Consider the following 23,677-nt stretch of genomic DNA (forward strand, 5'->3'; position numbering starts at 1 on the left):
TGTCGGCCTAGTTGAGCGCTTCCATGCGCAGCTTCGTAACTTGCGAGACAACGGTCTTCAGCGCTTCGATCGTTCTGATCGCGGCGTTGACGTTCTTTTCGACCGTCTCGTGCGTGATCAGGATGATGTCGGTCTCGCCCTTGCCGTTCGCGTCGACCTGCTCCGATTCCTTCTGCAACAGCGCGTCGATCGAGATGCCGGTGTCCGCGAGAATGCGCGTGATGTCGGCCAGCACGCCGGTTACGTCAGCCACACGCAGACGCAGGTAATAACCGCTCGTCACCTCGTCGATCGGCAGGATCGGCGTGCTCGACAGGCTGTCCGGCTGGAACGCCAGATGCGGCACGCGATGCTCCGGATCGGCTGTATGCAGACGCGTCACGTCGACCAGATCTGCGACCACCGCGGAGGCCGTCGGCTCCGCGCCCGCGCCCTTGCCGTAGTAGAGCGTCGTGCCGACCGCGTCGCCGTGCACGACGACCGCGTTCATCGCGCCTTCCACGTTCGCCAGCAGGCGCTTTTCCGGAATCAGCGTGGGGTGCACGCGCAGTTCGATGCCCTTGTCGGTACGGCGCGCGATGCCGAGCAGCTTGATGCGATAGCCGAGTTCTTCGGCGTATTTGATGTCGATCGCGGCGAGCTTGCTGATGCCTTCGACATAAGCCTTGTCGAACTGCACCGGCACGCCGAACGCGATCGCGCTCATGATCGTCGCCTTGTGCGCGGCGTCGACGCCTTCGATATCGAAAGTCGGATCGGCTTCGGCGTAGCCCAGTTCCTGGGCGGCCTTCAGCGCGGTCGCGAAGTCGAGACCGCGGTCGCGCATCTCCGACAGGATGTAGTTGGTCGTGCCGTTGATGATCCCGGCGATGTACTGAATGCGGTTCGCCGTGAGCCCTTCGCGCAGCGCCTTGATGATCGGAATGCCGCCCGCCACCGCCGCTTCGAACGCCACCATCACGCCGTTGGCGCGCGCCGCTTCGAAAATCTCCGTGCCGTGCACCGCGAGCAGCGCCTTGTTGGCCGTGACCACGTGCTTGCGGTTCCTGATCGCGCGCAGGACGAGGTCGCGCGCCACGCCCGTGCCGCCGATCATTTCCGCCACGATATCGATCGACGGATCGTCGACCACCGCGTTGAAGTCATCGGTCAGCGCCACGGTGCCGGCAACGCTGCCGAGCGCCGCGGTCGCCTTGGCGGGATTGCGCACGGCGATGCGCGCAATCTCGATACCGCGGCCCGCGCGGCGTTTGATTTCTTCCTGATTGCGGCGCAGTACCGTGAAGGTGCCGCTGCCTACCGTGCCGAAGCCCAGCAGTCCAACTTTGATCGGTTCCATGCAGCGTGTGTTTTCGAGTAGATGATTAAAAGGAAACGGGTGTCGGGTGTGGCGCGCCATGTACGGCGCGGGGTGTGCCGCGCCGTACGCCACATTGTGCGCTAGGCTGTGTGACGCTTACGGTAACCGTCGAGGAAACGCGCGATCCGGTTGATCGAATCCGCGAGATCGTCCACGTTCGGCAGGAACACGACGCGGAAGTGATCCGGCGTCTTCCAGTTGAAACCGCTGCCCTGCACGAGCAGCACACGTTCTTCCAGCAGCAGGTCGAGGATGAACTGCTGGTCGTCATGGATCGGATACAGCTTCGGATCGAGGCGCGGAAACATATAGAGCGCCGCTTCGGGCTTCACGCAGGTCACGCCGGGAATGGCCGTCAGCATGTCATACGCGAGTTCGCGCTGTTTGTACAGGCGGCCGTTCGGCACGATCAGGTCGTTGATGCTCTGATAGCCGCCGAGCGCGGTCTGGATCGCGTACTGGCCGGGCACGTTCGGGCACAGGCGCATGGAGGCCAGAATGCCGAGCCCTTCGAAGTAGTCTTTCGCGTGACGGCGGTTCTCGCCGGTGAGGCCCGAGATGAACATCCAGCCGGCGCGGTAGCCGCATGAACGGTAGCTCTTCGACAGGCTGTTGAACGTGACGGTGAGCACGTCCTCGGACAACGCGGCCATCGACGTATGCACCTTGCCGTCGTAGACGATCTTGTCGTAGACCTCGTCGGCGAAGATGATCAGGCCGTGCTGACGGGCGATCTCGATCAGGCCGAGCAGCAATTCGTCCGAATACAGCGCGCCGGTGGGGTTGTTCGGGTTGATGACCACGAGCGCACGCGTGTTCGGCGTGATTTTCGAGCGGATGTCGTCGAGATCGGGCATCCAGCTGTTCGCTTCGTCGCAGATGTAATGCACCGGCGTGCCGCCCGACAGGCTCACGCCCGCGGTCCACAGCGGGTAGTCCGGTGCGGGCAGCAGCACTTCGTCGCCGTCGTTGAGCAGCCCCTGCATCGCCATCACGATCAGTTCGGAGGCGCCGTTGCCGATATAGATGTCGTCGAGTTCGACGCCGTGCACGCCCTTTTGCTGCGTGTAATGCATGATCGCCTTGCGCGCGGCGAACACACCCTTGGAATCCGAGTAGCCAGACGAGCCCGGCAGGTTCAGGATCATGTCCTGAATGATTTCATCCGGTGCGTCGAAGCCGAACGGCGCGAGGTTGCCGATGTTCAGCTTGATGATGCGATGGCCTTCTTCTTCGAGCCGCTTCGCATGTTCGAGGACGGGCCCGCGAATGTCGTAGCAGACGTTCAGCAACTTGTTGGACTTGAGAATCTGTTTCACGGCGGGCACTTCATCCTGGTTGATGGGCTTGGGCGAACAAGCGGGGGCGAAAAAACGCCGGGCCGGGCAAATCCGCCGATATGGGGAATGCTGACGCGGCGCGGCCGGCGACGGCTGACAGACGCGGGTTGAGCCGGCTTTGCGCAGATCCGGCCACAGAACCGGCGGATCGCACCGGTGAAGCCGCCGAACGAAAAGCCGCCGGGCAAACGCTGCGGCAACCGCTGGACACACGCCGGGCGACCGCCGGGCAAAGACCGCGCGAGACAACGAGCCAAACAACGAGCCGCCGGGCGGAACAACGAACAAAACAGCGCGCGCAACGAAGGCGGGTAGCCGACCGTGCCCGGCTCTCGCGTGCGGCTTGTGGCGGCACATGAAGCGGCACATGAGGTCGCCTATGAAGCGGCCCACGAGGCGACCCACGAGGCGGCCCATGAAGCGAGGGGCGCCGCTCTCCGGCTAAAAAGCTATAATTTAGCGGATTTTGGCCGACTTCCGCAATGCGCCAACCGCAACGGCAAGCCTTTTCGGCCGCTTCTGTCCCACTCGCGTGTCCCACTCGCGTCAAACCGCCCTGTTCGGCATCCGCCTGGTCAGGCCGCGAACACGCATGATGTCTCACGACGACTTCGGAAAACGAATTTGAAATTACATCAGGATTCCAGCGGCGCCCTGAACACCGTCACCGGCTACGGCGCCGACTATGTCGAAATCAATCTGGTACGCCATTCGGGCAGCATTCTCGTGCTGCCGGATGCGCCCGTCATCCCCTGGCCCGTCTCCTCGTTCGATCAACTGAGCGCAGAGCACTTCGCCATGCTGGTGGAGTCGGCGCCCGAGGTGGTCGTGTTCGGCAGCGGCGAACGGCTGCGTTTTCCGCATCCGCGCCTGACCGCCGCGCTCACCGCCAAACGCATCGGCGTCGAAACGATGGACTTCAAGGCCGCCTGCCGCACCTACAACATTCTGATGGCCGAGGGCCGCAAGGTTGCGGCCGCGTTGCTGATCGAAGCGTAACAGCGCCGTAAGGGTGCCGCGGGGTGCCGCGCAGATGCCGTGCCGGCACGGGGGCTCCCGCTGCGTATGGAAACTGCGGCAACCCGCCGAATTCGCCGCACACCCTGGCCGCGTCACAGCCGATAACGTACACTGCGCGCCATTGGTGCCGCGCCGGCGCCCGGCGGCAAGCGTCGCCTTGGGCCCTGCTGTCACGAGGCCATCAGCCAAAGCACCGGCCCTGAAGCACCAGCCGTCATTTCCGAACAACATCGCAACGCCGTCCCATGCGGCGTCGCCCAACAGGTTGAAATCCATGAACGATACGCCGTCCCGGCTACCGCTCAATCGCACCGCGATCCTGCTGCTCCTGCTGACCCTCGCCGTAATCTGGTTCGTGCCGCTCGGCTGGCGCCATCTGCTGCCGAGCGACGAAGGCCGCTACGCCGAAATGGCACGCGAGATGTTCGTCACCGGCGACTGGATCACGCCGCGCTACAACGGCTACAAGTACTTCGAGAAACCGCCGCTGCAAACCTGGGCGAACGCGCTCACGTTCGCGTGGTTCGGCATCGGCGAATGGCAGGCGCGGCTTTACACCGCGCTGACAGGCTTCGCCGGCGTGCTGTTGATCGGCTTCACCGGCGCGCGCGTGTTCAACGCGGCGACTGGCGTGTTCGCGGCGCTCGTGCTGGCGACCTCGCCGTACTGGAACCTGATGGGCCACTTCAATACGCTCGACATGGGCCTGTCGCTCTGGATGGAGCTCGCGCTGTGCGCGCTGCTGCTTGCGCAGCGCCCCAACCTGCCGAACGCCAGCGTGCGCGGGTGGATGTGGCTGTGCTGGGCGTCGATGGCGCTGGCGGTGCTGTCCAAGGGCCTCGTCGGCGTGATCCTGCCGGGCGCGGTGCTGGTGCTGTATACGCTGATCGCGCGCGACTGGGCAGTCTGGAAACGCCTGCACCTGATCGGCGGCCTGATCGTGTTCTTCGTGATCGTCACGCCCTGGTTCGTGCTGGTTCAACAGCGCAATCCGGAGTTCCTGAACTTCTTCTTCATCGTCCAGCAATTCAAACGCTATCTGACGCCTGAACAGAACCGCCCCGGGCCGTTCTACTACTTCGTGCCGGTGCTGCTGGTCGGGTTCCTGCCGTGGCTGTCGGTCAGCGTGCAGAGCATTCGCCACGCATGGCGCCTGCCGCGTCAGCCGAACGGCTTCGCACCGGTCGTGCTGATGCTGGTGTGGATCGTGTTCATCTTCCTGTTCTTCAGCGCGTCGCACTCGAAGCTGCTGTCCTACACGCTGCCGATCGCCCCCGCCATCGCACTCCTGATCGGCATGTATCTGCCGCTCGTCACGCGCGACCAGCTGCGCCGCCACCTGGCCGGCTACGCGCTGTTTCTGGTGGTGGCGGCATTCGCCGCGCTGTTCCTGTCGCGCTTCGGCAGCGCGCGCAATCCCGCCGAACTGTATGTCGAATACCGCACGTGGGTGCTGGCGGCGCTCGCCGTCGGCTTCGTGCTGACGCTGGCGGCGCTGTGGCTGAACCGCCGCAGCCGGGCCGGCATCCTCGGCGCCGTCGCCGCCTTCGGCGCGGCGTGGCTGCTGCTCGGCACGATCGCCGGAACCGGCCACGATGTGTTCGGGCGGCTGAGCTCCGGCGCGCCGCTCGCGCCCCCGATCAAGGCCGAGATCGCCCAACTGCCGGCGGATACGCCGTTCTACTCGGTCGGCGTGCTCGATCACACGCTGCCGTTCTACGTCGGCCATACGATGATCATGGTCGAGCATCCGGACGAGCTGGCCTTCGGCATTTCCGTCGAACCGCAGAAGTGGGTGCCGTCGGTCGACGCCTGGATCGAACGCTGGAAGGCCGATCGCTACGCGCTCGCGCTGATCCCGCCGTCCACTTACGACAAGCTGCTCGCGCAGCACCTGCCGATGCAGGTCATCGCTCGCGATGCGCGCCGTGTGGTGGTGATGAAGCCAGCATCGGCGCCCGCTGCATCGACGCCCGCTGCAATGGCGCCCGTAGACAAACCACAACAATGACCCCAGATCAGGATCTGAACGTTCGATGAACCCGATTTCCCTCTTTTGCATTCTCGCCGGTGTCACGTTGAACGCCGGCGCGCAGTTGCTGCTCAAAGCCGGAACGAATGCCGTTGGACACTTCGAATTCACACGTGCGAATATCCTGCCCATCGCCTCCCGGCTCGCGACCCAGCCGCCGATCATCGGCGGACTGGCCTGCTATGTGATCAGCGTCGCCGTGTGGGTGATCGGACTGTCGCGCGTGGATGTGTCGATTGCCTATCCGATGCTGTCGCTCGGTTACATCGTCAACGCGTTCGCGGCGTGGTATCTGTTCGGCGAAGTGCTATCGGTGCAGAAACTGGTGGGAATCGGCATCATCCTGATCGGCGTGTTCATCCTGGCGCGAAGCTAGGCGCCACGCGGCCGGCGGAGCATGCCGGGCACGATTTATTACCGTTTATTGCCGCGCGGGCGCACGCGGCAAGGATGCTCGCGGCAAAGATGCCGTAAGCGGGCCTCGACGCCGGCTAAGCAAAACGTAAGGATGGCCGCGGCATCCTTCGCGGTTGCGCCCTTTTTTAGCCGTGGCCTTGGGTTTGCGCGCAGTTCGCACGTTTGCGGTTGCACATTCGCAATTGCGCGTCATTTCGCACCCACTGGTTACGCCCCTTTCAATCGAGCGAAGCATTCATGAGCCAATCAACAGTCCCGTTTTTGCCGTTTGTCAAACCCGAAATCGATGAAGAAACGATCCAGGGCGTCGCCGACGTGCTCCGCTCCGGCTGGATCACCACCGGCCCGCAGAACCAGAAGTTCGAAGCGGCGCTGTCCGAATTCTGCGGCGGCCGTCCGGTGCGCACGTTCAACTCGGGCACGGCGACGCTCGAAATCGGGCTGCGCATTGCCGGCGTGGGCGAAGGCGACGAAGTCATCACCACGCCCGCGTCGTGGGTCGCGACCAGCAACGTGATCTATGAAGTCGGCGCGACGCCGGTGTTCGTGGACATCGATCCGGTCACCCGCAATATCGACCTGAATCTGCTCGAGAAGGCGATCACGCCGCGCACCAAGGCGATTATTCCGGTTTACCTGTCGGGCCTGCCGGTCGACATGGACCGTCTCTACGCCATCGCCCGCGCCCACAAGCTGCGTGTGATCGAAGACGCCGCTCAGGCATTCGGTTCGACGTGGAAGGGCGAGCGGATCGGCAAGCTCGGCGATATGGTCTCGTTCAGCTTCCACGCGAACAAGAACCTGACTTCGATCGAAGGCGGCGCATTGGTGCTGAACAACGAAGAAGAAGCGATCCTCGCGCAGAAGTACCGGCTGCAAGGCATCACCCGCACCGGCTTCGACGGCATGGACTGCGACGTGCTCGGCGGCAAGTACAACCTCACGGACGTCGCGGCGCGCGTCGGCCTCGGCCAGTTGCCGCATCTGGAGCGCTTCATTGCGCAGCGCAAGAAGCTCGTGCGCGCCTATTTCGCCGGCCTCGAAGGCGGCGCGGCGGTGAAGCTGGGTATCGGCCTGCCGTTTGCCGACTTCGAAAACAGCAACTGGCACATGTTCCAGATCACGCTGCCGCTCGAGAAACTCTCGATCGACCGCGCCGGTTTCATGGGCGCGCTGAAAGAGCGCGGCATCGGCTCGGGCGTGCACTACCCGGCGATCCACCTGTTCTCGCTGTACCGTGCGCGCGGCTTCAAGGAAGGGATGTTCCCGCATGCGGAGCGCTTCGGCTCCACCAACGTCACACTGCCGCTGTTCACACTGATGAACGAAGGCGACGTGGAGCGGGTCTGCCGCGCGGTCAATGAAATTTGCGAACAATACGGAAAATAAGCGGAAATGAGTTATACGGAACATGGCGCCGTCGCACCGGAAGTGTCGATCATCATCCCGGTGTACAACGAGGAAGCCGGGCTGGCCGCGCTGTTCGCGCGCCTCTATCCGGCGCTCGACGCGCTCGGCACCGGCTATGAAGTGATCTTCATCAACGACGGCAGCCGCGACAAATCCGCCGCCCTGCTCGCCGGGCAGTTCCGCGCGCGGCCCGACACCACCCGCGTGATTCTGCTGAACGGCAACTACGGCCAGCACATGGCGATTCTGGCGGGCTTCGAGCAATCGCGCGGCGAGATCGTGATCACGCTCGACGCCGACTTGCAGAATCCGCCTGAAGAAATCGGCAAGCTGGTCTCGAAGATGCGCGAAGGCTACGACTACGTCGGCACGATTCGCCTGCAACGCCAGGACAGCTTGTGGCGCCGCAAGGCATCGCGCGCAATGAACCGCCTGCGCGAGCGCATCACGCGTATCAAGATGACCGACCAGGGCTGCATGCTGCGCGCGTACAGCCGGCACATCATCGACACGATCAATCGCTGCGGCGAGATCAACACCTTCATTCCGGCGCTCGCGTACACCTTCGCGCAAAATCCGGTCGAAATCGAAGTCGCGCACGAAGAGCGTTTTGCCGGCGAATCGAAATACTCGCTCTACAGCCTGATCCGTCTGAATTTCGACCTGGTCACCGGCTTCTCGGTCGTGCCGTTGCAATGGCTGTCGTTCATCGGCGTGATTCTGTCGCTCGGTTCCGCGGCGCTGTTCGTGCTGCTGCTGATTCGCCGCTTCATCATCGGAGCGGAAGTGCAAGGTGTGTTCACGCTGTTCGCCATCACCTTCTTCCTGCTCGGCGTGATCATCTTCGCGCTTGGCCTGCTCGGCGAATACATCGGGCGGATCTATCAGCAGGTGCGCGCGCGTCCGCGTTATCTGGTGCAGACGATTCTCGAACAGCGCGACGGCGCCACCGTCACCGAAGCGCCGCGTCAGTCCGTTGTGCAGGCGGTGCAAACCGCACCGCTGATCGATCAGGGACCCACTCCATGAAACCGCGCGCAGTCGTATTCGCGTATCACAACGTCGGCGTGCGCTGCCTGCAGGTGCTGCTCGCACGCGGCGTCGACGTGGCGCTGGTCGTCACCCACGAAGACAGCCCGACCGAAAACATCTGGTTCGGCAGCGTCGCCTCGGTGGCGGCCGGGCACGGCATTCCGGTCGTCACGCCGGCCGATCCGAAGAGCGCCGAACTGCGCGCCGCGGTGAGCGCCGCGCGGCCGGACTTCATTTTCTCGTTCTACTACCGCCATATGTTGCCGGTCGACCTGCTGGCGCTCGCCGCACGGGGCGCTTACAACATGCACGGCTCGCTGCTGCCGAAGTACCGCGGCCGCGTGCCGACCAACTGGGCGGTGCTCAACGGCGAAACCGAGACCGGCGCGACGCTGCACGAAATGGCCGCCAAGCCCGACGCGGGCGCGATCATCGCGCAAACGCCGGTGCCGATCCTGCCCGACGACACCGCCGCGCAAGTGTTCGACAAAGTCACGGTGGCTGCCGAGCAAACCCTGTGGCGCGTGCTGCCGGCCCTGCTGGCGGGCGAAGCGCCGCATCTGCCGAACGATCTGTCGCACGGCAGTTACTACGGCGGGCGCAAGCCCGACGACGGCCGCATCGACTGGGCGCAGCCGGCGCAGCACGTCTACAACCTGATCCGCGCCGTCGCGCCGCCCTATCCCGGCGCGTTCACCGATATCGGCGACCAGCGTTTCATCATCGCCCGCGCACGTCTGGCCACGCCCGGCGCGCTTCGCTCGGATTTGCCCCCGGGCCTGCACGTAAGCGATAATGCCGTTTTCGCGATATGCGGCGACGGCCGCGCGATCGCCATCCACGAATTGCGGCGCCAGCATGACGGCCACGAAACCGTCGTCACCCCGGCCGAATTCGCCCAGCTCATCCAAACTCCCCGTCATTCATGAAAAAAGTCCTGATTCTGGGTGTGAACGGCTTCATTGGCCATCACCTGTCCAAACGCATTCTCGAAACGACCGATTGGGAAGTCTTCGGGATGGACATGCAGACCGAACGTCTCGGCGACCTCGTCAATCATGAGCGGATGCACTTCTTTGAAGGCGACATCACGATCAACAAGGAGTGGGTCGAATATCACATCAAGAAGTGCGATGTGATTCTGCCGCTGGTCGCGATCGCTACGCCCGCCACGTACGTGAAGCAGCCGCTGCGCGTGTTCGAGCTGGACTTCGAAGCGAATCTGCCGATCGTGCGTTCGGCCGTCAAGTACGGCAAGCATCTCGTGTTTCCGTCCACGTCCGAGGTCTACGGCATGTGCACGGACGAGCAGTTCGACCCGGAAGAATCGCAACTGTCGTACGGCCCGATCAACAAGCCGCGCTGGATTTACGCGTGCTCGAAGCAGCTGATGGACCGCGTGATCTGGGGCTACGGCATGGAAGGCCTGAACTTCACGCTGTTCCGTCCGTTCAACTGGATCGGCCCGGGCCTCGACTCGATCTATACGCCGAAGGAAGGCAGCTCGCGCGTGGTCACGCAGTTCCTCGGCCATATCGTGCGCGGCGAGAACATCAGCCTCGTCGACGGCGGCGCGCAAAAGCGTGCGTTCACGGATATCGACGACGGCATCGGCGCGCTGATGAAGATCATCGAGAACAGGAACGGCGTGGCGACGGGCAAGATCTACAACATCGGCAATCCGACCAACAACTTCTCGGTGCGCGAGCTCGCGCACAAGATGCTGACGCTGGCCGCCGAATTCCCGGAATACGCGGAGACGGCCAAGCAGGTGCAACTGGTCGAAACGTCGTCGGGCGCGTACTACGGTGCGGGCTACCAGGACGTGCAAAACCGCGTGCCGAAGATCGACAACACGATGCAGGAACTCGGCTGGGCGCCGAAGTCGACTTTCGACGAAGCGCTGCGCAAGATTTTCGAAGCGTACCGCGGCCACGTCGCCGAAGCACGCGCGCTCGTCGAACAGTAATAAGGGCTGATCCTTGCCTCGTATCGTTCTGAAGATCGACGTCGACACGCTGCGCGGGACCCGCGAAGGCGTGCCGAATCTCGCGCGTATCTTCGACCGCTTCAAGGCGCGCGCCACCTTCCTCTTCAGCCTCGGCCCCGACCATACCGGTTGGGCGATGCGCCGCGTATTGCGGCCGGGCTTTCTGCAGAAGGTGTCGCGCACTTCGGTGGTCGAACATTATGGCGTCAAGCAACTGATGTACGGGGTGCTGCTGCCCGGTCCGGACATCGGCGCGAAGGCGTCGGCGGAAATGCGGGCGATCCATGAAGCCGGCTTCGAATGCGGCATTCATACGTGGGATCACGTGTACTGGCAGGACAACGTGCGCACGCGCGACCGCGCATGGACCGCGGCGCAGATGCAGAAAAGCCATGACCGCTTCATCGAGATCTTCGGCGCGCCGCCCGTCACGCACGGCGCGGCCGGCTGGCAGATGAACGGCCACGCGTTCGAACAGATCGACGCGTGGGGCATGCGCTACGCGTCCGACGGGCGCGGCCACTCGCCGTATCTGCCGGTAGTCGACGGCCGGCAACTGTCGCATGTGCAGATGCCCACCACGCTGCCGACCCTCGACGAAGTGCTCGGCGTGGACGGCGTCGATCTGAACAACGTCGCCGCTTGGATGCTGAAGCACACTGAAAACAATCCGCACGATCAGGTGTTCACGCTGCACGCCGAACTCGAAGGACAAAAGCTCGCGCCGATTTTCGAACAGCTGCTGGACGGCTGGCGCGCGCAAGGCCACAGCTTCGCGACGATGGGCGACTACTACGCCACGCTAGACCGCAGCACGCTGCCATCGTACCCTGTTACATGGGGTGAAATTCCAGGCCGCTCCGGCGAGTTGATTGTCCAGCCATCATAGGCGGCCCTGACCGACCCGACCGCCGCGCGTCCATGTTCCGCGCACCGGTCGACCTCCCCGAATGCCTCTATGCCAGGCCGACGCTGCCGCAACAATCCGGCGCCGGCCATAACAACCGGAGAACCTCGTGCCCATCGCAGTCGACCAACCCGTCCCCGACTTCACCGCCCCTGCTACCGGCGGCGAGATCACGCTGTCCAAGCTGCGGAGCAAAAAGGTGGTGCTGTATTTTTATCCGAAGGACAACACGCCGGGCTGCACGACCGAAGGCCTGCAATTCCGCGATCTGTATCCGAAGTTCAAGAAAGCCGGCGCGGAAATTCTCGGCGTGTCGCGCGACAGCCTGCGCTCGCATGACAATTTCAAGGCGAAGCTCGAACTGCCGTTCCCGTTGATCTCGGATCCGGACGAGGCGCTGTGCACGCTCTTCAATGTCATGAAAATGAAGAAAATGTATGGCAAAGAAGTACGGGGAATCGAGCGCTCCACGTTCCTCATCGACGGCGAAGGCGTGCTGCGTCAGGAGTGGCGCGGCGTGAAAGTGCCGGGGCATGTCGATGACATTCTGGAGGCTGTACAAGCGCTTTGAGGCGCGTTATATTGGGTTGCAATGAGTGCCTGTCCACCCCATTCTTTCCGCAGCTGCGCCAGACTTCACGGCCGTTTTACCGGTTCCGTCGAAGCCGTGAGGCGCAACTCGATAACCGTAGGCGAGCCGCTTGCCCCGTACGCCGGGGCGGCGGCTTTTTTAATTGCGCACAGCCGTTCGTTCACTCGGCCAGGCGCTTCCGTTAAGGAGCCGATCGAAGACCAGGCGAACCGGCATCTCTAGACCGAATGCGCGCCTCCGGGCGCAAACTGCGTGCGCACTCACTGGCACCGGCAGAATGCGACAGGCGGCGCACGATATGTGACCCGATTATTTCGAGGGAAACCATGCCTTTGCCTACCCCCCCCAGCAAGCTCGGCAATCTCCTGCCGCCTGACGAATACAAGGCCAAAGCCGCCACGCCGGCGCGCTCCGCCGCGAAGAAACAGGCGAGCGAAGGGGACACCGCAGAGTCGGCCGATTACGGCCGCGCGAACGTCGCCACGCCGATGGCGCATGCCGCCAATGCCGCGACCACTTTGCGGCCCGTGCCGGCGTCGTCCGCATCCGCTGCTGCGTCTGCCGTTGCCGGGCAAGCCGCACCGGCGCGTGGCGGCCGAAAATCGAAGCAGGCCGCCGCGCTGCTGCAGCCCGTGCCTGCCGCCCGTCCGCAAGCCGAGGCGGGGCATGCCAAGTCCGCCACACCCGCTGCACAGCCGCAGCCGGCTGTCGCACGCACGCCGAGCGCGAAGCAACCCGCTGCCAGCGCACCTGCGGCCGTAGCACCCAGCACGCGCGGCACGGGCAAGCAACGCGGCACAGCCGCCGAGCAGGTCGAAGTCCAGAAGCTCTTCGTGCTCGACACCAACGTGCTGATGCACGACCCGAGCTGCCTGTTCCGTTTCGAGGAACACGACGTCTATCTGCCGATGATGACGTTGGAAGAACTCGACAACCACAAGAAAGGCATGTCGGAAGTCGCCCGCAACGCGCGCCAGGTGAGCCGCACACTGGACGCGCTGGTGGCGAATGCCGGCAACATGTCGGACGGCATTTCGCTCGCGCGTCTGGGCAGCCGCGAGGCATCCGGGCGTCTGTACTTCCAGACCAAGCTCACCGCCATCGAGCCTGTTGAAGGTCTGCCGGAAGGTAAGGCCGACAACCAGATTCTCGGCGTCGTGCGCGCATTGCAGCGCGACCGGATGGACCGCCAGGTCGTGCTGGTGTCGAAAGACATCAATATGCGCATCAAGGCGCATGCGCTCGGCCTGCCCGCCGAGGATTACTTCAACGACCAGGTGCTCGAGGACAGCGATCTGCTGTTTTCAGGCATTCGCGCGCTGCCACAGGATTTCTGGACCAGGCACGCGAAGGGCATGGAGAGCTGGCAGGACACCAAAACGGGCACCACGTATTACCGCGTGACCGGTCCGCTGTGCGCGTCGATGCTGGTCAACGAGTTCGTCTATCTGGAACCGCAGAACGGCGAGCCGACCTTTCATGCGCTGGTGCGCGAGTTGAACGGCAAGACGGCGCTCCTGCAAACCTTGCGCGACTACGGCCACCACAAGAACAACGTGTGGGGTATCACGGCGCGCAATCGCGAGCAGAATTTCGCGCTGAACCTGTTGATGAATCCGGAAATCGACTTCGTCACGCTGCTGGGTCAGGCCGGTACCGGCAAGACTTTGGTCGCGTTGGCCGCAGGTCTCGCGCAGGTGCTCGACGACAAGCGCTACAACGAGATCATCGTGACGCGCGCGACGGTGCCGGTCGGTGAAGACATCGGCTTTCTGCCAGGCACGGAAGAGGAAAAAATGCAGCCGTGGATGGGTGCATTCGACGACAACCTCGAAGTGCTGCAGAAAACCGACGACGCCGCCGGCGAATGGGGGCGCGCCGCGACTCAGGAGCTGATCCGCTCGCGCCTGAAGGTCAAGAGCATGAACTTCATGCGCGGCCGCACGTTCGTGGACAAGTATCTGATCATCGACGAGGCGCAAAACCTGACGCCCAAGCAGATGAAGACGCTGGTCACGCGCGCCGGTCCAGGCACGAAGATCATCTGCCTCGGCAATATCGCGCAGATCGACACGCCATACCTGACGGAAGGCAGTTCGGGGCTGACGTACGTGGTCGACCGTTTCAAGGGCTGGGCGCACAGCGGGCACGTGACGCTGGCGCGCGGCGAACGCTCGCGCCTCGCGGATTACGCGTCTGAAATTCTTTAAGCTTCAACGATTTAGCGTTTCTCTCGAAACCGCGTCCGGTTTGCGCCGGACGCGGTTTTTTTATTGCCCGCGCGTTCCCGGCGGACAACACTTAGCGCACGAACTTCAAGTAATTTGTCAAGAATTCTTGCCGGAGCCATGTTCGACCGGCTACCATCCGGACATCCTCTGCCTTTAAACGAACGTTTACCGCTCGCCCGCCTTCATGCGCCGACTTGCCTTTTCGTTGCTGATCGTTTCGCTGCTCGCCGCCTGTGCCGGCGCACCGCAGAAGACGTCGCGCGGGTCCGGCAGCTCGGTCACCGTGGCGAACGGCGCTTATCGCACGCCGCCGGCGGGCTTCCCGACTTTCGTCGATCACAGCATCGGCCGTGAGGAAATCTCGATTCAGGCGATGAGTCTGGTCGGCATTCCATACCGCTGGGGTGGCAATACGCCCGATAGCGGCTTCGATTGCAGCGGATTGGTTCGCTATGTGGTGTCGCGCGCGGCGTCCGTGAATTTGCCCCGGACCACCGCGGACATGAGCGGGCGCGGCGAGTCGATCGAACCGGACGAAATCGCGCCCGGCGATCTGATTTTCTTCAACACGACCGGCCGCCCGCATTCGCACGTCGGCATCTACGTCGGCAAGCTGCGCTTCGTCAATGCACCGTCGACGGGCGGCACGGTGCGGCTCGACTATCTGACCAATCCGTATTGGGCCAAGCGCTTCGACGGCATCCGGCGCGTGGCGGCGCCGACCGCGGCACCAACGCCGTTCGATACGCCGGGCTATCAGGCTTCGGCGCCGCAGGAGCGGGCCGCGCCGGCGTACACGAACACTGCGGCAAACCTGGCGCCGGCAGCGAAAGCGGTGCCGCAGCCGCCGGCCTATGCGGCGGGCGCGCCGGCGCCGCAGCAAGCGACACGCATGGCGGCGCCCCCCCGTGCTCCGTTGACCGCGGCAACCCAGCCGGCCGTAGCGCCAAACACAGCGTTGGCAGCGCAAGCCGATCCGTTTGAACCGCCGCCGCCCGGCATGAGCACCGCGCAAATGCAGGCGCGCGCAGCAGGCGCGGTAGCGCCGACACCGGAGCAAGCCGCCCAGCCGGGCATGCCGGACAGCGGTCCCGCCAATTCGATAGCTCAAGAAGTACCGGCTCCACGCGCTGGCACTGCCACCGGCACTCGCGCGTCCGCTGCGCCTGCCGCCATCGCCCGCGCTCCTGACCCGATCGACGCCGCCGCCGATGCGTTCGAACCGCCCCCACCTGCCTCGGTCGCAGTACGCCAGGCACAGCAGGCGCGGCAGGCGGATGCGAATGAAGGGGTGCAGATCATGCGCGCCTCCACCGCCTCGCGCAGCGTCGCCGCACCCACGCAAACCACCGACGACCCCATCGCACGCTTCGCCAACGGCAATTTCTGACGCCGCGGCGGACCGCGCGGCAGTTGCCATCTTCCGCGTCCGTCCCTGCTGTAACGCCTCCGATCTGCTATCGTCTTCGATATTCTTCCGACAGCGGGTAACGACGATGGATCTCGGGCTGAAAGACAAGGTGGTGCTGATCACCGGCGGCAGCAAAGGCATCGGACTCGCCTGTGCCCGCGCGTTCGCGATGGAAGGCGCCAAGGTCGCGATCGTCTCGCGCGACCCCGCCAATCTCGCGCGAGCCTACGAAGAGTTGCGCCAGGAAGGCCTGCACGTGCATCGGACGCGTGCCGACCTGCACGAGCCGCACAGCGCCGCCGATATCGTCGAGGAAGTCACGACTGCGGTCGGCCCGATCGACGTGCTGATCAACAGCGCCGGCGCGGCCCGCCGCTACGACCCGGAAACGCTCGACGCAGACGCTTTCCGGGCGACCATGGAAGCGAAGTATTTCCCGTACATCTATCCGCAGCAGGAAGTGCTGCGCCGGATGACCGCGCGGATAAAGACCGGGGAAAGCACGGAGCCCGGCACGATCGTCAATATCATCGGTATGGGCGGCAAGATCGCGAGCGATATCCACATCGCCGGCGGCGCAGCGAATGCGGCGCTGATGCTCGCGACTGTCGGCCTCGCGCACTACTATGCGCGCTACGGCATCCGCATCAACGCGATCAATCCGGGTTCGACGCTGACCGAGCGCGTCGAGGAAGCGGTCAAGCTGGAAGCGTCGCAGCAAGGCATCGACAGCGCGGACGCACTGGCGCGCGGCCAGGCGAAAGTGCCGCTCGGACGCTATGCAAAACCGGAGGAAATCGCCGACGTCGCGCTGTTTCTGGCGAGCCGCCGTGCGAGCTATGTGACGGGCGCAATCGTCCCGATGGATGGAGGCAACACGCCGCTGATCTGAGCGGCGCGCTTGACAGCTTTTACAGCGCGGACAGCTTTGCCCGCGCTTACAGGAAGCGGTGGCCGAGCCACCAGCCTGCCGCGGCGAGCGCCGCGGAGGCCGGAATCGTCAGAATCCACGCCCAGACAATGTTGCCGGCCACGCCCCAACGCACCGCGCTCAGCTTCTGCGTAGCGCCGACACCGACGATCGCGCCGGTGATTGTATGCGTGGTGGACACCGGAATGCCGAGCCACGACGCGGTAAACAGCGTGATCGCCCCGCCCGACTCCGCGCAAAAACCGCCCACCGGCTTCAGCTTGGTGATCTTCTGCCCCATCGTGCGCACGATCCGCCAGCCGCCGAACAGTGTGCCGATACCCATCGACAGATAGCAGCCGCCGATCACCCACAACGGCGGCGCATCGGCAATCGACGACGCATAGCCGGTCGCGATCAGCAGCATCCAGATGATGCCGATGGTTTTCTGCGCATCGTTGCCGCCGTGGCCAAGGCTATACAAACCCGCGGAAAGCAGTTGCAAGCGCCGGAAACGCCGGTCGACCCTGCTCGGTGGCGTGCGGAAATAGACCCACGACACCGCCAGCATGAAGAACGATCCGAGCACGAAACCGAGCAGAGGCGAGATGAAAATGAAGGCCACCGTCTTCATCAAACCGTCGAGATTGAGCGAACTCCAGCCCGACTTGGCGAGCGCCGCGCCCACCAGCCCGCCGATTAGCGCGTGCGACGAACTGGACGGAATGCCGTAATGCCAGGTGATGACGTTCCAGCCGATCGCGCCGACCAGCGCGCCGAAAATGACGTAGTGGTCGACGATAGCCGGATCGATCGTGCCCTTGCCGACCGTCTGCGCCACTTTCAGATGGAATACGAAATACGCGACGACGTTGAATGCCGCCGCGAACGCCACGGCCTGCTGCGGTTTCAGCACGCCGGTCGACACGACTGTGGCGATCGAATTCGCCGCGTCGTGGAAGCCGTTCATGAAGTCGAAAATCAGCGCGACGGCGACCAGGGCGGCGACCGCCCAGATAGCGAGTTGTATCGATTGCATTATGCGTTTTCCAGCACGATGCCTTCGATGATGTTCGCTACGTCCTCACACTTGTCGGTGATCGTTTCGAGCAGTTCGTAAATCGCTTTCAGCTTGATCAGCGTCTTGACGTTGTCTTCTTCGCGGAACAGCTTCGACATCGCCGAGCGCAGCACGCGGTCGGCTTCCGATTCCAGACGGTCGATTTCCTCGCACGCCTTCAGAATCTGGCTCGCCTGCTTCATGTCCGACAGCAGGCTGACGGCGAACTGCACGCGTTCGGACGTGGCCGTGCAGATGTGCGCCAGCTGGCTCGCTTCCGAGGTCACCGCCTGCACGTCGTACAGCGAGATAGCGGTGGCGACGTCCTCCATCAGATCGAGGATGTCGTCCATCGTGGTGATCAGCTTGTGGATCTCGTCGCGGTCCAGCGGCGTGATGAAAGTCTTGTGCAGCAGGTCGATGGTTTCGTGCGTGAGCTTGTCAGCGGCCTTCTCGGCTTTCTGCACGTTTTGCTTATGAGTCTCGGCGTCCTGCAGATTGTCGATCAGCAGCTCGAGTTCGCGGCTCGCCGAGACGATGCACTTTGCGTGCGCATTGAAAATTTCAAAGAACTTGCCCTCGGTGGGCATGAAACGACCGAACATTGGGATCCCGGAAATTGGCCACGTAATGGCTGACATAAAACCGCCACATTGTACCGTTCCGGGATCGATGTCGCACTTTTGAAAGCGTCGTTACAACACCTGCGCCGATATCGCTTTACTGCTCGCGTCAGTCCCCGCCGTAGAAATTCTGCGCACCGGCAAAATTGTCGAACTTCGTGAATTGACCGTGGAACGTGAGGCGAACAGGTCCGATCGGACCATTCCGCTGCTTACCGATGATGATTTCCGCCGTACCCTTGTCCGGGCTGTCCGGGTTGTAGACCTCGTCGCGGTAGATGAACAGGATCACGTCCGCGTCCTGCTCGATAGCGCCGGATTCGCGCAGGTCCGACATGATCGGCCGCTTGTTCGGACGCTGCTCCAGGCCCCGGTTCAGCTGCGACAACGCGATCACCGGCACATCGAGTTCTTTGGCGAGACTCTTCAACGAACGCGAGATTTCCGAGATTTCGGTCGCGCGGTTCTCGCCCGACGACGAACCGCTCATCAGCTGCAAATAGTCGATGATGATCAGGCCCAGCTTGCCGCACTGGCGCGACAGCCGGCGCGCGCGCGAGCGCAATTCCATCGGATTCAGGCCGCCGGTTTCATCGATGAAAATCTGCGCCTCGCTCATTTTCTGCACCGCGTGCGTGAGCTTCGGCCAATCCTCGTCGGTCAGACGCCCGGTTCGCATGCGGTGCTGGTCGAGCCGGCCGACCGAGCCGAGCATACGCATGGTGAGTTGCGTGCCCGGCATTTCCATCGAGAACACTGCGACCGGCAGACCGTACTCGACCGCCACGTATTCGCCGACGTTCATCGAAAACGCCGTTTTACCCATCGACGGCCGGCCCGCGACGATGATCAATTCGCCGCCGTGCATGCCGGAGGTCATCCGGTCCAGGTCGACAAAACCGGTCGGCGTGCCGGTCACGTCGCTCGGATTGGCGGTGTGATACAGCGTATCGATCCGCTCGACTACTTCGGTCAGCAGCGGCCCGATTTCCAGGAAGCCCTGAGTGCCGCGCGCGCCGTCTTCGGCGATCGAAAACACTTTCGACTCCGCCTCGTCCAGCAACTGGCGGACTTCCTTGCCTTGCGGATTGAACGCGTCGGCCGAGATTTCGTCGGCCACCGACACGAGACGGCGCAACACCGCGCGATCGCGCACGATTTCCGCGTAACGACGAATATTGGCCGCGCTCGGCGTGTTCTGCGCCAGCGCGTTCAGGTAGGCAAGACCACCGACCTCATCCGCTTTGCCCGAGGTACCGAGCGCCTCGTAGACCGTAATCACGTCGGCCGGACGCGTGGCCGCAATCAGCTTGCCGATGTGTTCGAAGATGATCCGATGGTCGTAGCGGTAAAAATCACTCTGCGACAGGAAGTCGGCGATGCGGTCCCATGCCGCGTTATCGAGCAGCAAGCCGCCCAGCACCGATTGCTCGGCCTCGATCGAATGCGGCGGGACTTTCAGCGACTCGAGTTGGGGATCTTTGGACGGTGCGTTCATGGGGAGGAATTATCGGGGTAAATGCGCGCGGAGGAAATCAAAAACCGATACTTCATTGCAGCCGGACCGGCACCAAAACCGGGCACAAAAAAGGCAGGGGCCGGTCACCCGGCCCCTGCCTTTTGCCAGCAACAACCTGGCAGATGCTATCTGATGCCTGGACGCGGTCGTCTTAGACGTGTTCGCCCAGCACCGACACCGTCACATCGACGAGCACGTCGGTGTGCAGCGAGATTTGCACCGGATGGTCGCCAACGATCTTCAGCGGACCTTCCGGCAGACGCACTTGCGCCTTTTCAACCGTGAAACCTTGCTTGACCAGCGCGTCAGCGATGTCAGCGTTCGTCACCGAGCCGAACAGACGGCCGTCGACGCCGGCCTTCTGGCCGATCTGAACCGTCGAGCCTGCCAGCTTTTCGCCTTGAGCTTGAGCGGCAGCCAGCTTTTCAGCGGCGATCTTTTCGAGTTCAGCGCGGCGGACTTCGAATTCAGCCAGGGCTTCCTTCGTTGCACGGCGAGCTTGCTTGTTCGGGATCAGGAAGTTACGTGCGTAACCGTCCTTGACCTTCACGATATCGCCCAGGTTACCCAGATTGACGACTTTTTCCAGAAGAATGATTTGCATTCGGATGCTCCTTATCGCGTCGTCGGGTTAGGCCTTGTGCTGGTCGGTGTACGGCACCAGCGCGAGAAAACGTGCGCGCTTGATTGCCGTATCCAGCTGGCGTTGATAGTGCGACTTCGTACCCGTGAGACGCGCCGGCGTGATCTTGCCGTTTTCGCCGATGAAGTCCTTCAGCGTATCGAGGTCCTTGTAGTCGATGTACTCGACGCCTGCAGCCGTGAAACGGCAGAACTTCTTGCGCTTGAAGAGCGGATTTTGTTGCTGACGACGCTTGTCGAATTTCTTACCAGTCGGGCGGGCCATGTTCAGTCCTTTCCAATGTCCTGCAATGCTGTGATGTGAAATACCAGAGTTCTTGCGTTGCGGTGTTTCTTTGCCAGGAAGCCTGTGAAGAGCGTTTCCACGCCCATCGGACAGTTTTCCAGCTTACCGCTCGCCTCGCCCGCGGCTACCGCCGGCATGGTCAGTTCGACTTGCCGGGCAATGCCGGCTTCGACGACTTCCGTACGGTGGTGCAACGTGCAGCCTGCAATCGGAACGCCGGCGGGGGTATACCGCACCGGTTCGCGTTCGACGACGCTGGCTGTGAGTTGCAGCCGGTTCATGTACCCTTTGGCGAGAACGACGCTTGGTCTGGTAGCTTAAATAGTGTGTCTTAAGCCTGCGCTTCGGACGGCTGCGTAGCGGCCGACTTCTTGGCTTCTTCGCGCTGCACTTCCTTCATCATCGGCGACGGGCCGGTTTCGGCCTTCTTCATCTTGACGATCAGGTGACGCAGAACAGCGTCGTTGAACTTGAATGCGTGTTCCAGCTCGTCGAGCGTGGTTTGGTCGCATTCGATGTTCATGCAGACGTAGTGAGCCTTCGCGAGTTTCTCGATCATGTAGGCCAGTTGGCGACGGCCCCAGTCTTCGATGCGATGGATCTGACCACCGTGCGACGTGATCGTGCTCTTGTAACGCTCGATCATGGCGGGCACTTGCTCGCTCTGATCGGGATGCACGATAAAGACGATTTCATAATGACGCATACACACTCCTTGTGGATTAAAGCCACCCGGGCGTCGGAACCGGTGTGGCAAGCGAGAAGCCAAAGAGTGTAACCCGATTGGGGCCGGGTTGCAAGATATCCCGTTAATGCGACGCGTGATTCGGGTGTGTTTTCAAGGGTTTAGGCGGTGGCGGGCAGCAGCGGCCCAAGGCGGCCGGCAAGTCCGAAGCTCGCCCGCGGTCTTTCTGACGCCCTTCCGGCGCCCCTCCCGGCGTCCTTTTGCGTCCTTTTGCCGCCTTTTCCACCGTCTCAGCCGCCTTCCGTGCGCTCGCTGCCACCTTGCAGACGCGCCTTCAACGCGGTTTCCAGGCCGCTCAACGCATCGGGCGCGGCGTCGGTAATCGCCCACCAGGTCATGCCCTCCGCGTTCCAGTGGGCGATCGCATAGCCTTCGCGGGTCGGCGCCGGCGAAGCCGGCCCGTTGCCGCGCAGGCCCGCGGCCGCCGCGCCACCCTCGGGAAACACGTACACGTCGATCACATGCTTGCGATAGCGGTACACCAGCACCGCTACCCGCTGATGCGCGATGTAGTCGAGCCGCCCGCCTTCCAGCGCGAAACCGCTCGCGGCCAGATCCTCGACCGGCGGCGAATAGTCGAGCCGGCCGTTGAACCAGGGCTTGACCGTATGCCGGTCGGTCGAAATCACATCGATGTCGTGGCCGGACAACTGCGCGCGCACATGGCTTTCGACCAATTCGTCGGCGAACGGCGCGAACTCCGCCGGACGGCGCAGACTCATCGTAACGCCCGCCGCCACCGCACCTAGGGCGACGACCAGCGCCACCAGCCAGCCTTGCGCGATCAGACGCCCCGGAGCGCCCGCCTGCACCGGCCGGCCCAAGCCGCCTTGCGGACCACGCCGGCTATCCAGCCAGCCATGCAGCCTGGCTAGCCAGCGCGGTTTGCGCGGTGCCGGCTTGCGGGCCGCGGTCGTGGAGACGGCATCGTCGGTGGCCGGCAGCGATGCGACGATCCGGTCGCGCAGCCAGTCCGGTGCGCGGTGATACGGCGCCGCGCGCAGCGACTCGCTCAACGCGCGCAGGCTTTCGCTTTCGCGCCGGCAGGCGTCGCAGCCGTCGATGTGTTGCTGGACGCGCAATGCGTCCGGTGCCGGCAGTTCACGGTCGGCGCTCGCATCGAGGAGCGGCCGCGCTTCGTTACAGTCCATCTGGCGTCTCCTGAGTGAGGCCGGCGGCACTCGCGCCGGGGGCATTGGACGGCCGGGCGTTGGAGACCGCCCGGAGCGGTGATACGGAAGCCGTCGGCGCTGCGCGCGCGGCTGACATGGCAGCGCGCGGCGGCCCGCCCGGCTCGGTCCCGCCCTCGCCTGCGGCGCGGGCGCTGTCGTTCGGATCGGCCTGACAGGCATGCGGCGGTGGCCGCGGCGCCCCGTGCGCGGACGGCGCCGACGCCGCAAGGCCAGACACCGGCTGGCCGCCGCCTTGCAGCGCCGTCAGCAGCGCGGCCAGCTTGCGGCGCCCTCGCGCGAGCCGCGACATCACCGTGCCGATCGGCACGTCGGCCACCATCGCGATCTCGCGATAACCCATCTCTTCCAGTTCGCGCAGGATCAGCACCTCGCGGTATTCGACCGGCAACTGCGCCAGCGCTTCGTGCACCAGCTTCGCGTCCTCGTTGCGGATCAGCAGCGTCTGCGGATCGGCGCCGCCGGCGCTCCAGCCGTCGAAGGTGGCGTCGTCCATACTGTCGTCGAACTCGACGACTTCATGCGACGACGCGCGCCGCCGCCATTCCGTGTACCAGGTGCGGCGCACGATCGCCAGCAGCCACGGCCGGGCCGTTTCGCCGCGGAAGGTGTCGAAGAAACGGAACGCGCGCATGAACGCTTCCTGCACGACGTCGTCGGCATCGTTGGAGTTGCCGCACAACCAGCGCGCAAGGTTATACGCCGCGTCGAGGTGCGGCAGCGCCAGTTGCTGGAAACGGCGGCTCCTGATCGCGTCGGCATCGGCATCGTCGCGCGCGCGAACGGCATGTGAATCGGTTTGGACCACCTCGGCCCTCCAGGGCATTGCGGCCAGGCGATGTGACCAGGTTGGCTGACGCGTGATGACTGTCTCTCACCACAAGACCGGCCACGCTCCGAGTTTATTCCCGCCCCGCCAGAAAAATGCGAAAAAGGAATGGGATGGCGCTCACCGGTCCC

The 23,677-nt window shown here is 63.6% G+C and carries 23 protein-coding genes; 12 read left to right on the forward strand and 11 right to left on the reverse strand.

Features of this window, described 5'->3' with window-relative positions; genetic code table 11:
* Positions 1 to 7: 7 nt before the first annotated feature.
* Together AC07WT_RS11155 and AC07WT_RS11160 are read right to left on the reverse strand one after the other, a co-directional pair.
* On the reverse strand, positions 8 to 1,339 hold the full coding sequence (locus AC07WT_RS11155; protein WP_492592460.1) for a homoserine dehydrogenase: 1,332 nt from the start codon (positions 1,337 to 1,339) through the stop codon (positions 8 to 10).
* A gap of 101 nt (positions 1,340 to 1,440) precedes the next feature.
* Complete coding sequence (locus AC07WT_RS11160) at positions 1,441 to 2,688, reverse strand: pyridoxal phosphate-dependent aminotransferase (protein WP_492592511.1); 1,248 nt, start codon at positions 2,686 to 2,688, stop codon at positions 1,441 to 1,443.
* Positions 2,689 to 3,324: 636 nt separating this feature from the next.
* On the opposite strand from AC07WT_RS11160, the gene AC07WT_RS11165 reads away from it, so the two are divergent.
* From AC07WT_RS11165 to AC07WT_RS11220, 12 genes are all read left to right on the forward strand, one after another.
* Entirely contained in the window at positions 3,325 to 3,699 is a 375-nt protein-coding gene (locus AC07WT_RS11165) for an Mth938-like domain-containing protein (protein ID WP_492592461.1), read from the forward strand.
* 295 nt (positions 3,700 to 3,994) lie between these two features.
* A complete protein-coding gene (locus AC07WT_RS11170) occupies positions 3,995 to 5,731 on the forward strand; it encodes a glycosyltransferase family 39 protein (protein ID WP_494947142.1) in 1,737 nt (578 codons plus the stop codon).
* A gap of 25 nt (positions 5,732 to 5,756) precedes the next feature.
* A complete protein-coding gene (locus tag AC07WT_RS11175) occupies positions 5,757 to 6,128 on the forward strand; it encodes an SMR family transporter (protein WP_492592463.1) in 372 nt (123 codons plus the stop codon).
* A gap of 278 nt (positions 6,129 to 6,406) precedes the next feature.
* A complete protein-coding gene (locus tag AC07WT_RS11180; protein ID WP_494947143.1) occupies positions 6,407 to 7,558 on the forward strand; it encodes a DegT/DnrJ/EryC1/StrS family aminotransferase in 1,152 nt (383 codons plus the stop codon).
* 6 nt (positions 7,559 to 7,564) lie between these two features.
* Entirely contained in the window at positions 7,565 to 8,608 is a 1,044-nt protein-coding gene (locus tag AC07WT_RS11185; protein WP_492592465.1) for a glycosyltransferase, read from the forward strand.
* Positions 8,605 to 9,540 carry a formyltransferase gene (locus AC07WT_RS11190; protein ID WP_494947144.1) on the forward strand — a complete coding sequence of 312 codons (936 nt, stop codon included), beginning with the start codon at positions 8,605 to 8,607 and terminating at the stop codon, positions 9,538 to 9,540. Before AC07WT_RS11185 ends, AC07WT_RS11190 begins: the two co-directional genes overlap by 4 nt.
* A complete protein-coding gene (locus AC07WT_RS11195; protein WP_494947145.1) occupies positions 9,537 to 10,580 on the forward strand; it encodes a bifunctional UDP-4-keto-pentose/UDP-xylose synthase in 1,044 nt (347 codons plus the stop codon). Before AC07WT_RS11190 ends, AC07WT_RS11195 begins: the two co-directional genes overlap by 4 nt.
* Positions 10,581 to 10,593: 13 nt before the next feature.
* Positions 10,594 to 11,490 (forward strand): polysaccharide deacetylase family protein, encoded by an 897-nt coding sequence (locus AC07WT_RS11200; RefSeq protein WP_492592468.1) that lies wholly within the window; start codon positions 10,594 to 10,596, stop codon positions 11,488 to 11,490.
* A gap of 127 nt (positions 11,491 to 11,617) precedes the next feature.
* Positions 11,618 to 12,079, forward strand: coding sequence for a peroxiredoxin (locus AC07WT_RS11205; protein WP_494947146.1), 462 nt, complete (start codon positions 11,618 to 11,620; stop codon positions 12,077 to 12,079).
* 347 nt (positions 12,080 to 12,426) lie between these two features.
* Entirely contained in the window at positions 12,427 to 14,310 is a 1,884-nt protein-coding gene (locus tag AC07WT_RS11210) for a PhoH family protein (protein ID WP_492592470.1), read from the forward strand.
* 205 nt (positions 14,311 to 14,515) lie between these two features.
* Positions 14,516 to 15,721 carry a C40 family peptidase gene (locus AC07WT_RS11215; RefSeq protein WP_494947147.1) on the forward strand — a complete coding sequence of 402 codons (1,206 nt, stop codon included), beginning with the start codon at positions 14,516 to 14,518 and terminating at the stop codon, positions 15,719 to 15,721.
* A gap of 106 nt (positions 15,722 to 15,827) precedes the next feature.
* A complete protein-coding gene (locus AC07WT_RS11220) occupies positions 15,828 to 16,634 on the forward strand; it encodes an SDR family NAD(P)-dependent oxidoreductase (protein ID WP_492592472.1) in 807 nt (268 codons plus the stop codon).
* Positions 16,635 to 16,680: 46 nt separating this feature from the next.
* Here AC07WT_RS11220 and AC07WT_RS11225 read toward each other — a convergent pair whose 3' ends face one another.
* The 9 genes from AC07WT_RS11225 to AC07WT_RS11265 all read right to left on the reverse strand — a co-directional run bounded on the left by AC07WT_RS11225 (position 16,681) and on the right by AC07WT_RS11265 (position 23,525).
* On the reverse strand, positions 16,681 to 17,691 hold the full coding sequence (locus AC07WT_RS11225) for an inorganic phosphate transporter (RefSeq protein WP_494947148.1): 1,011 nt from the start codon (positions 17,689 to 17,691) through the stop codon (positions 16,681 to 16,683).
* The gene (locus tag AC07WT_RS11230) at positions 17,691 to 18,317 is read right to left on the reverse strand and encodes a DUF47 domain-containing protein (RefSeq protein WP_492592474.1); all 627 of its coding nucleotides are present in this window, start codon (positions 18,315 to 18,317) and stop codon (positions 17,691 to 17,693) included. Before AC07WT_RS11230 ends, AC07WT_RS11225 begins: the two co-directional genes overlap by 1 nt.
* Positions 18,318 to 18,444: 127 nt before the next feature.
* Positions 18,445 to 19,833: a replicative DNA helicase gene (locus AC07WT_RS11235; protein ID WP_492592475.1), complete on the reverse strand. Its 1,389-nt coding sequence runs from the start codon at positions 19,831 to 19,833 to the stop codon at positions 18,445 to 18,447.
* 172 nt (positions 19,834 to 20,005) lie between these two features.
* A complete protein-coding gene (gene rplI, locus AC07WT_RS11240; protein ID WP_492592476.1) occupies positions 20,006 to 20,458 on the reverse strand; it encodes a 50S ribosomal protein L9 in 453 nt (150 codons plus the stop codon).
* Positions 20,459 to 20,485: 27 nt separating this feature from the next.
* A complete protein-coding gene (gene rpsR / locus AC07WT_RS11245; RefSeq protein WP_492592477.1) occupies positions 20,486 to 20,761 on the reverse strand; it encodes a 30S ribosomal protein S18 in 276 nt (91 codons plus the stop codon).
* A 2-nt stretch (positions 20,762 to 20,763) separates the two neighbouring features.
* Complete coding sequence (priB, locus tag AC07WT_RS11250) at positions 20,764 to 21,063, reverse strand: primosomal replication protein N (protein WP_494947149.1); 300 nt, start codon at positions 21,061 to 21,063, stop codon at positions 20,764 to 20,766.
* A 50-nt stretch (positions 21,064 to 21,113) separates the two neighbouring features.
* Positions 21,114 to 21,488 (reverse strand): 30S ribosomal protein S6, encoded by a 375-nt coding sequence (rpsF, locus tag AC07WT_RS11255; protein ID WP_006048823.1) that lies wholly within the window; start codon positions 21,486 to 21,488, stop codon positions 21,114 to 21,116.
* Between the two features lie 269 nt (positions 21,489 to 21,757).
* Positions 21,758 to 22,678: an anti-sigma factor family protein gene (locus AC07WT_RS11260; protein WP_494947150.1), complete on the reverse strand. Its 921-nt coding sequence runs from the start codon at positions 22,676 to 22,678 to the stop codon at positions 21,758 to 21,760.
* Entirely contained in the window at positions 22,668 to 23,525 is an 858-nt protein-coding gene (locus AC07WT_RS11265) for an RNA polymerase sigma factor (protein WP_494947151.1), read from the reverse strand. The genes AC07WT_RS11260 and AC07WT_RS11265 overlap by 11 nt, the downstream gene beginning before the upstream one ends.
* Positions 23,526 to 23,677 lie beyond the last annotated feature (152 nt).

It is taken from the genome of Paraburkholderia sp. GW821-FHT02A12 (assembly GCF_059422005.1).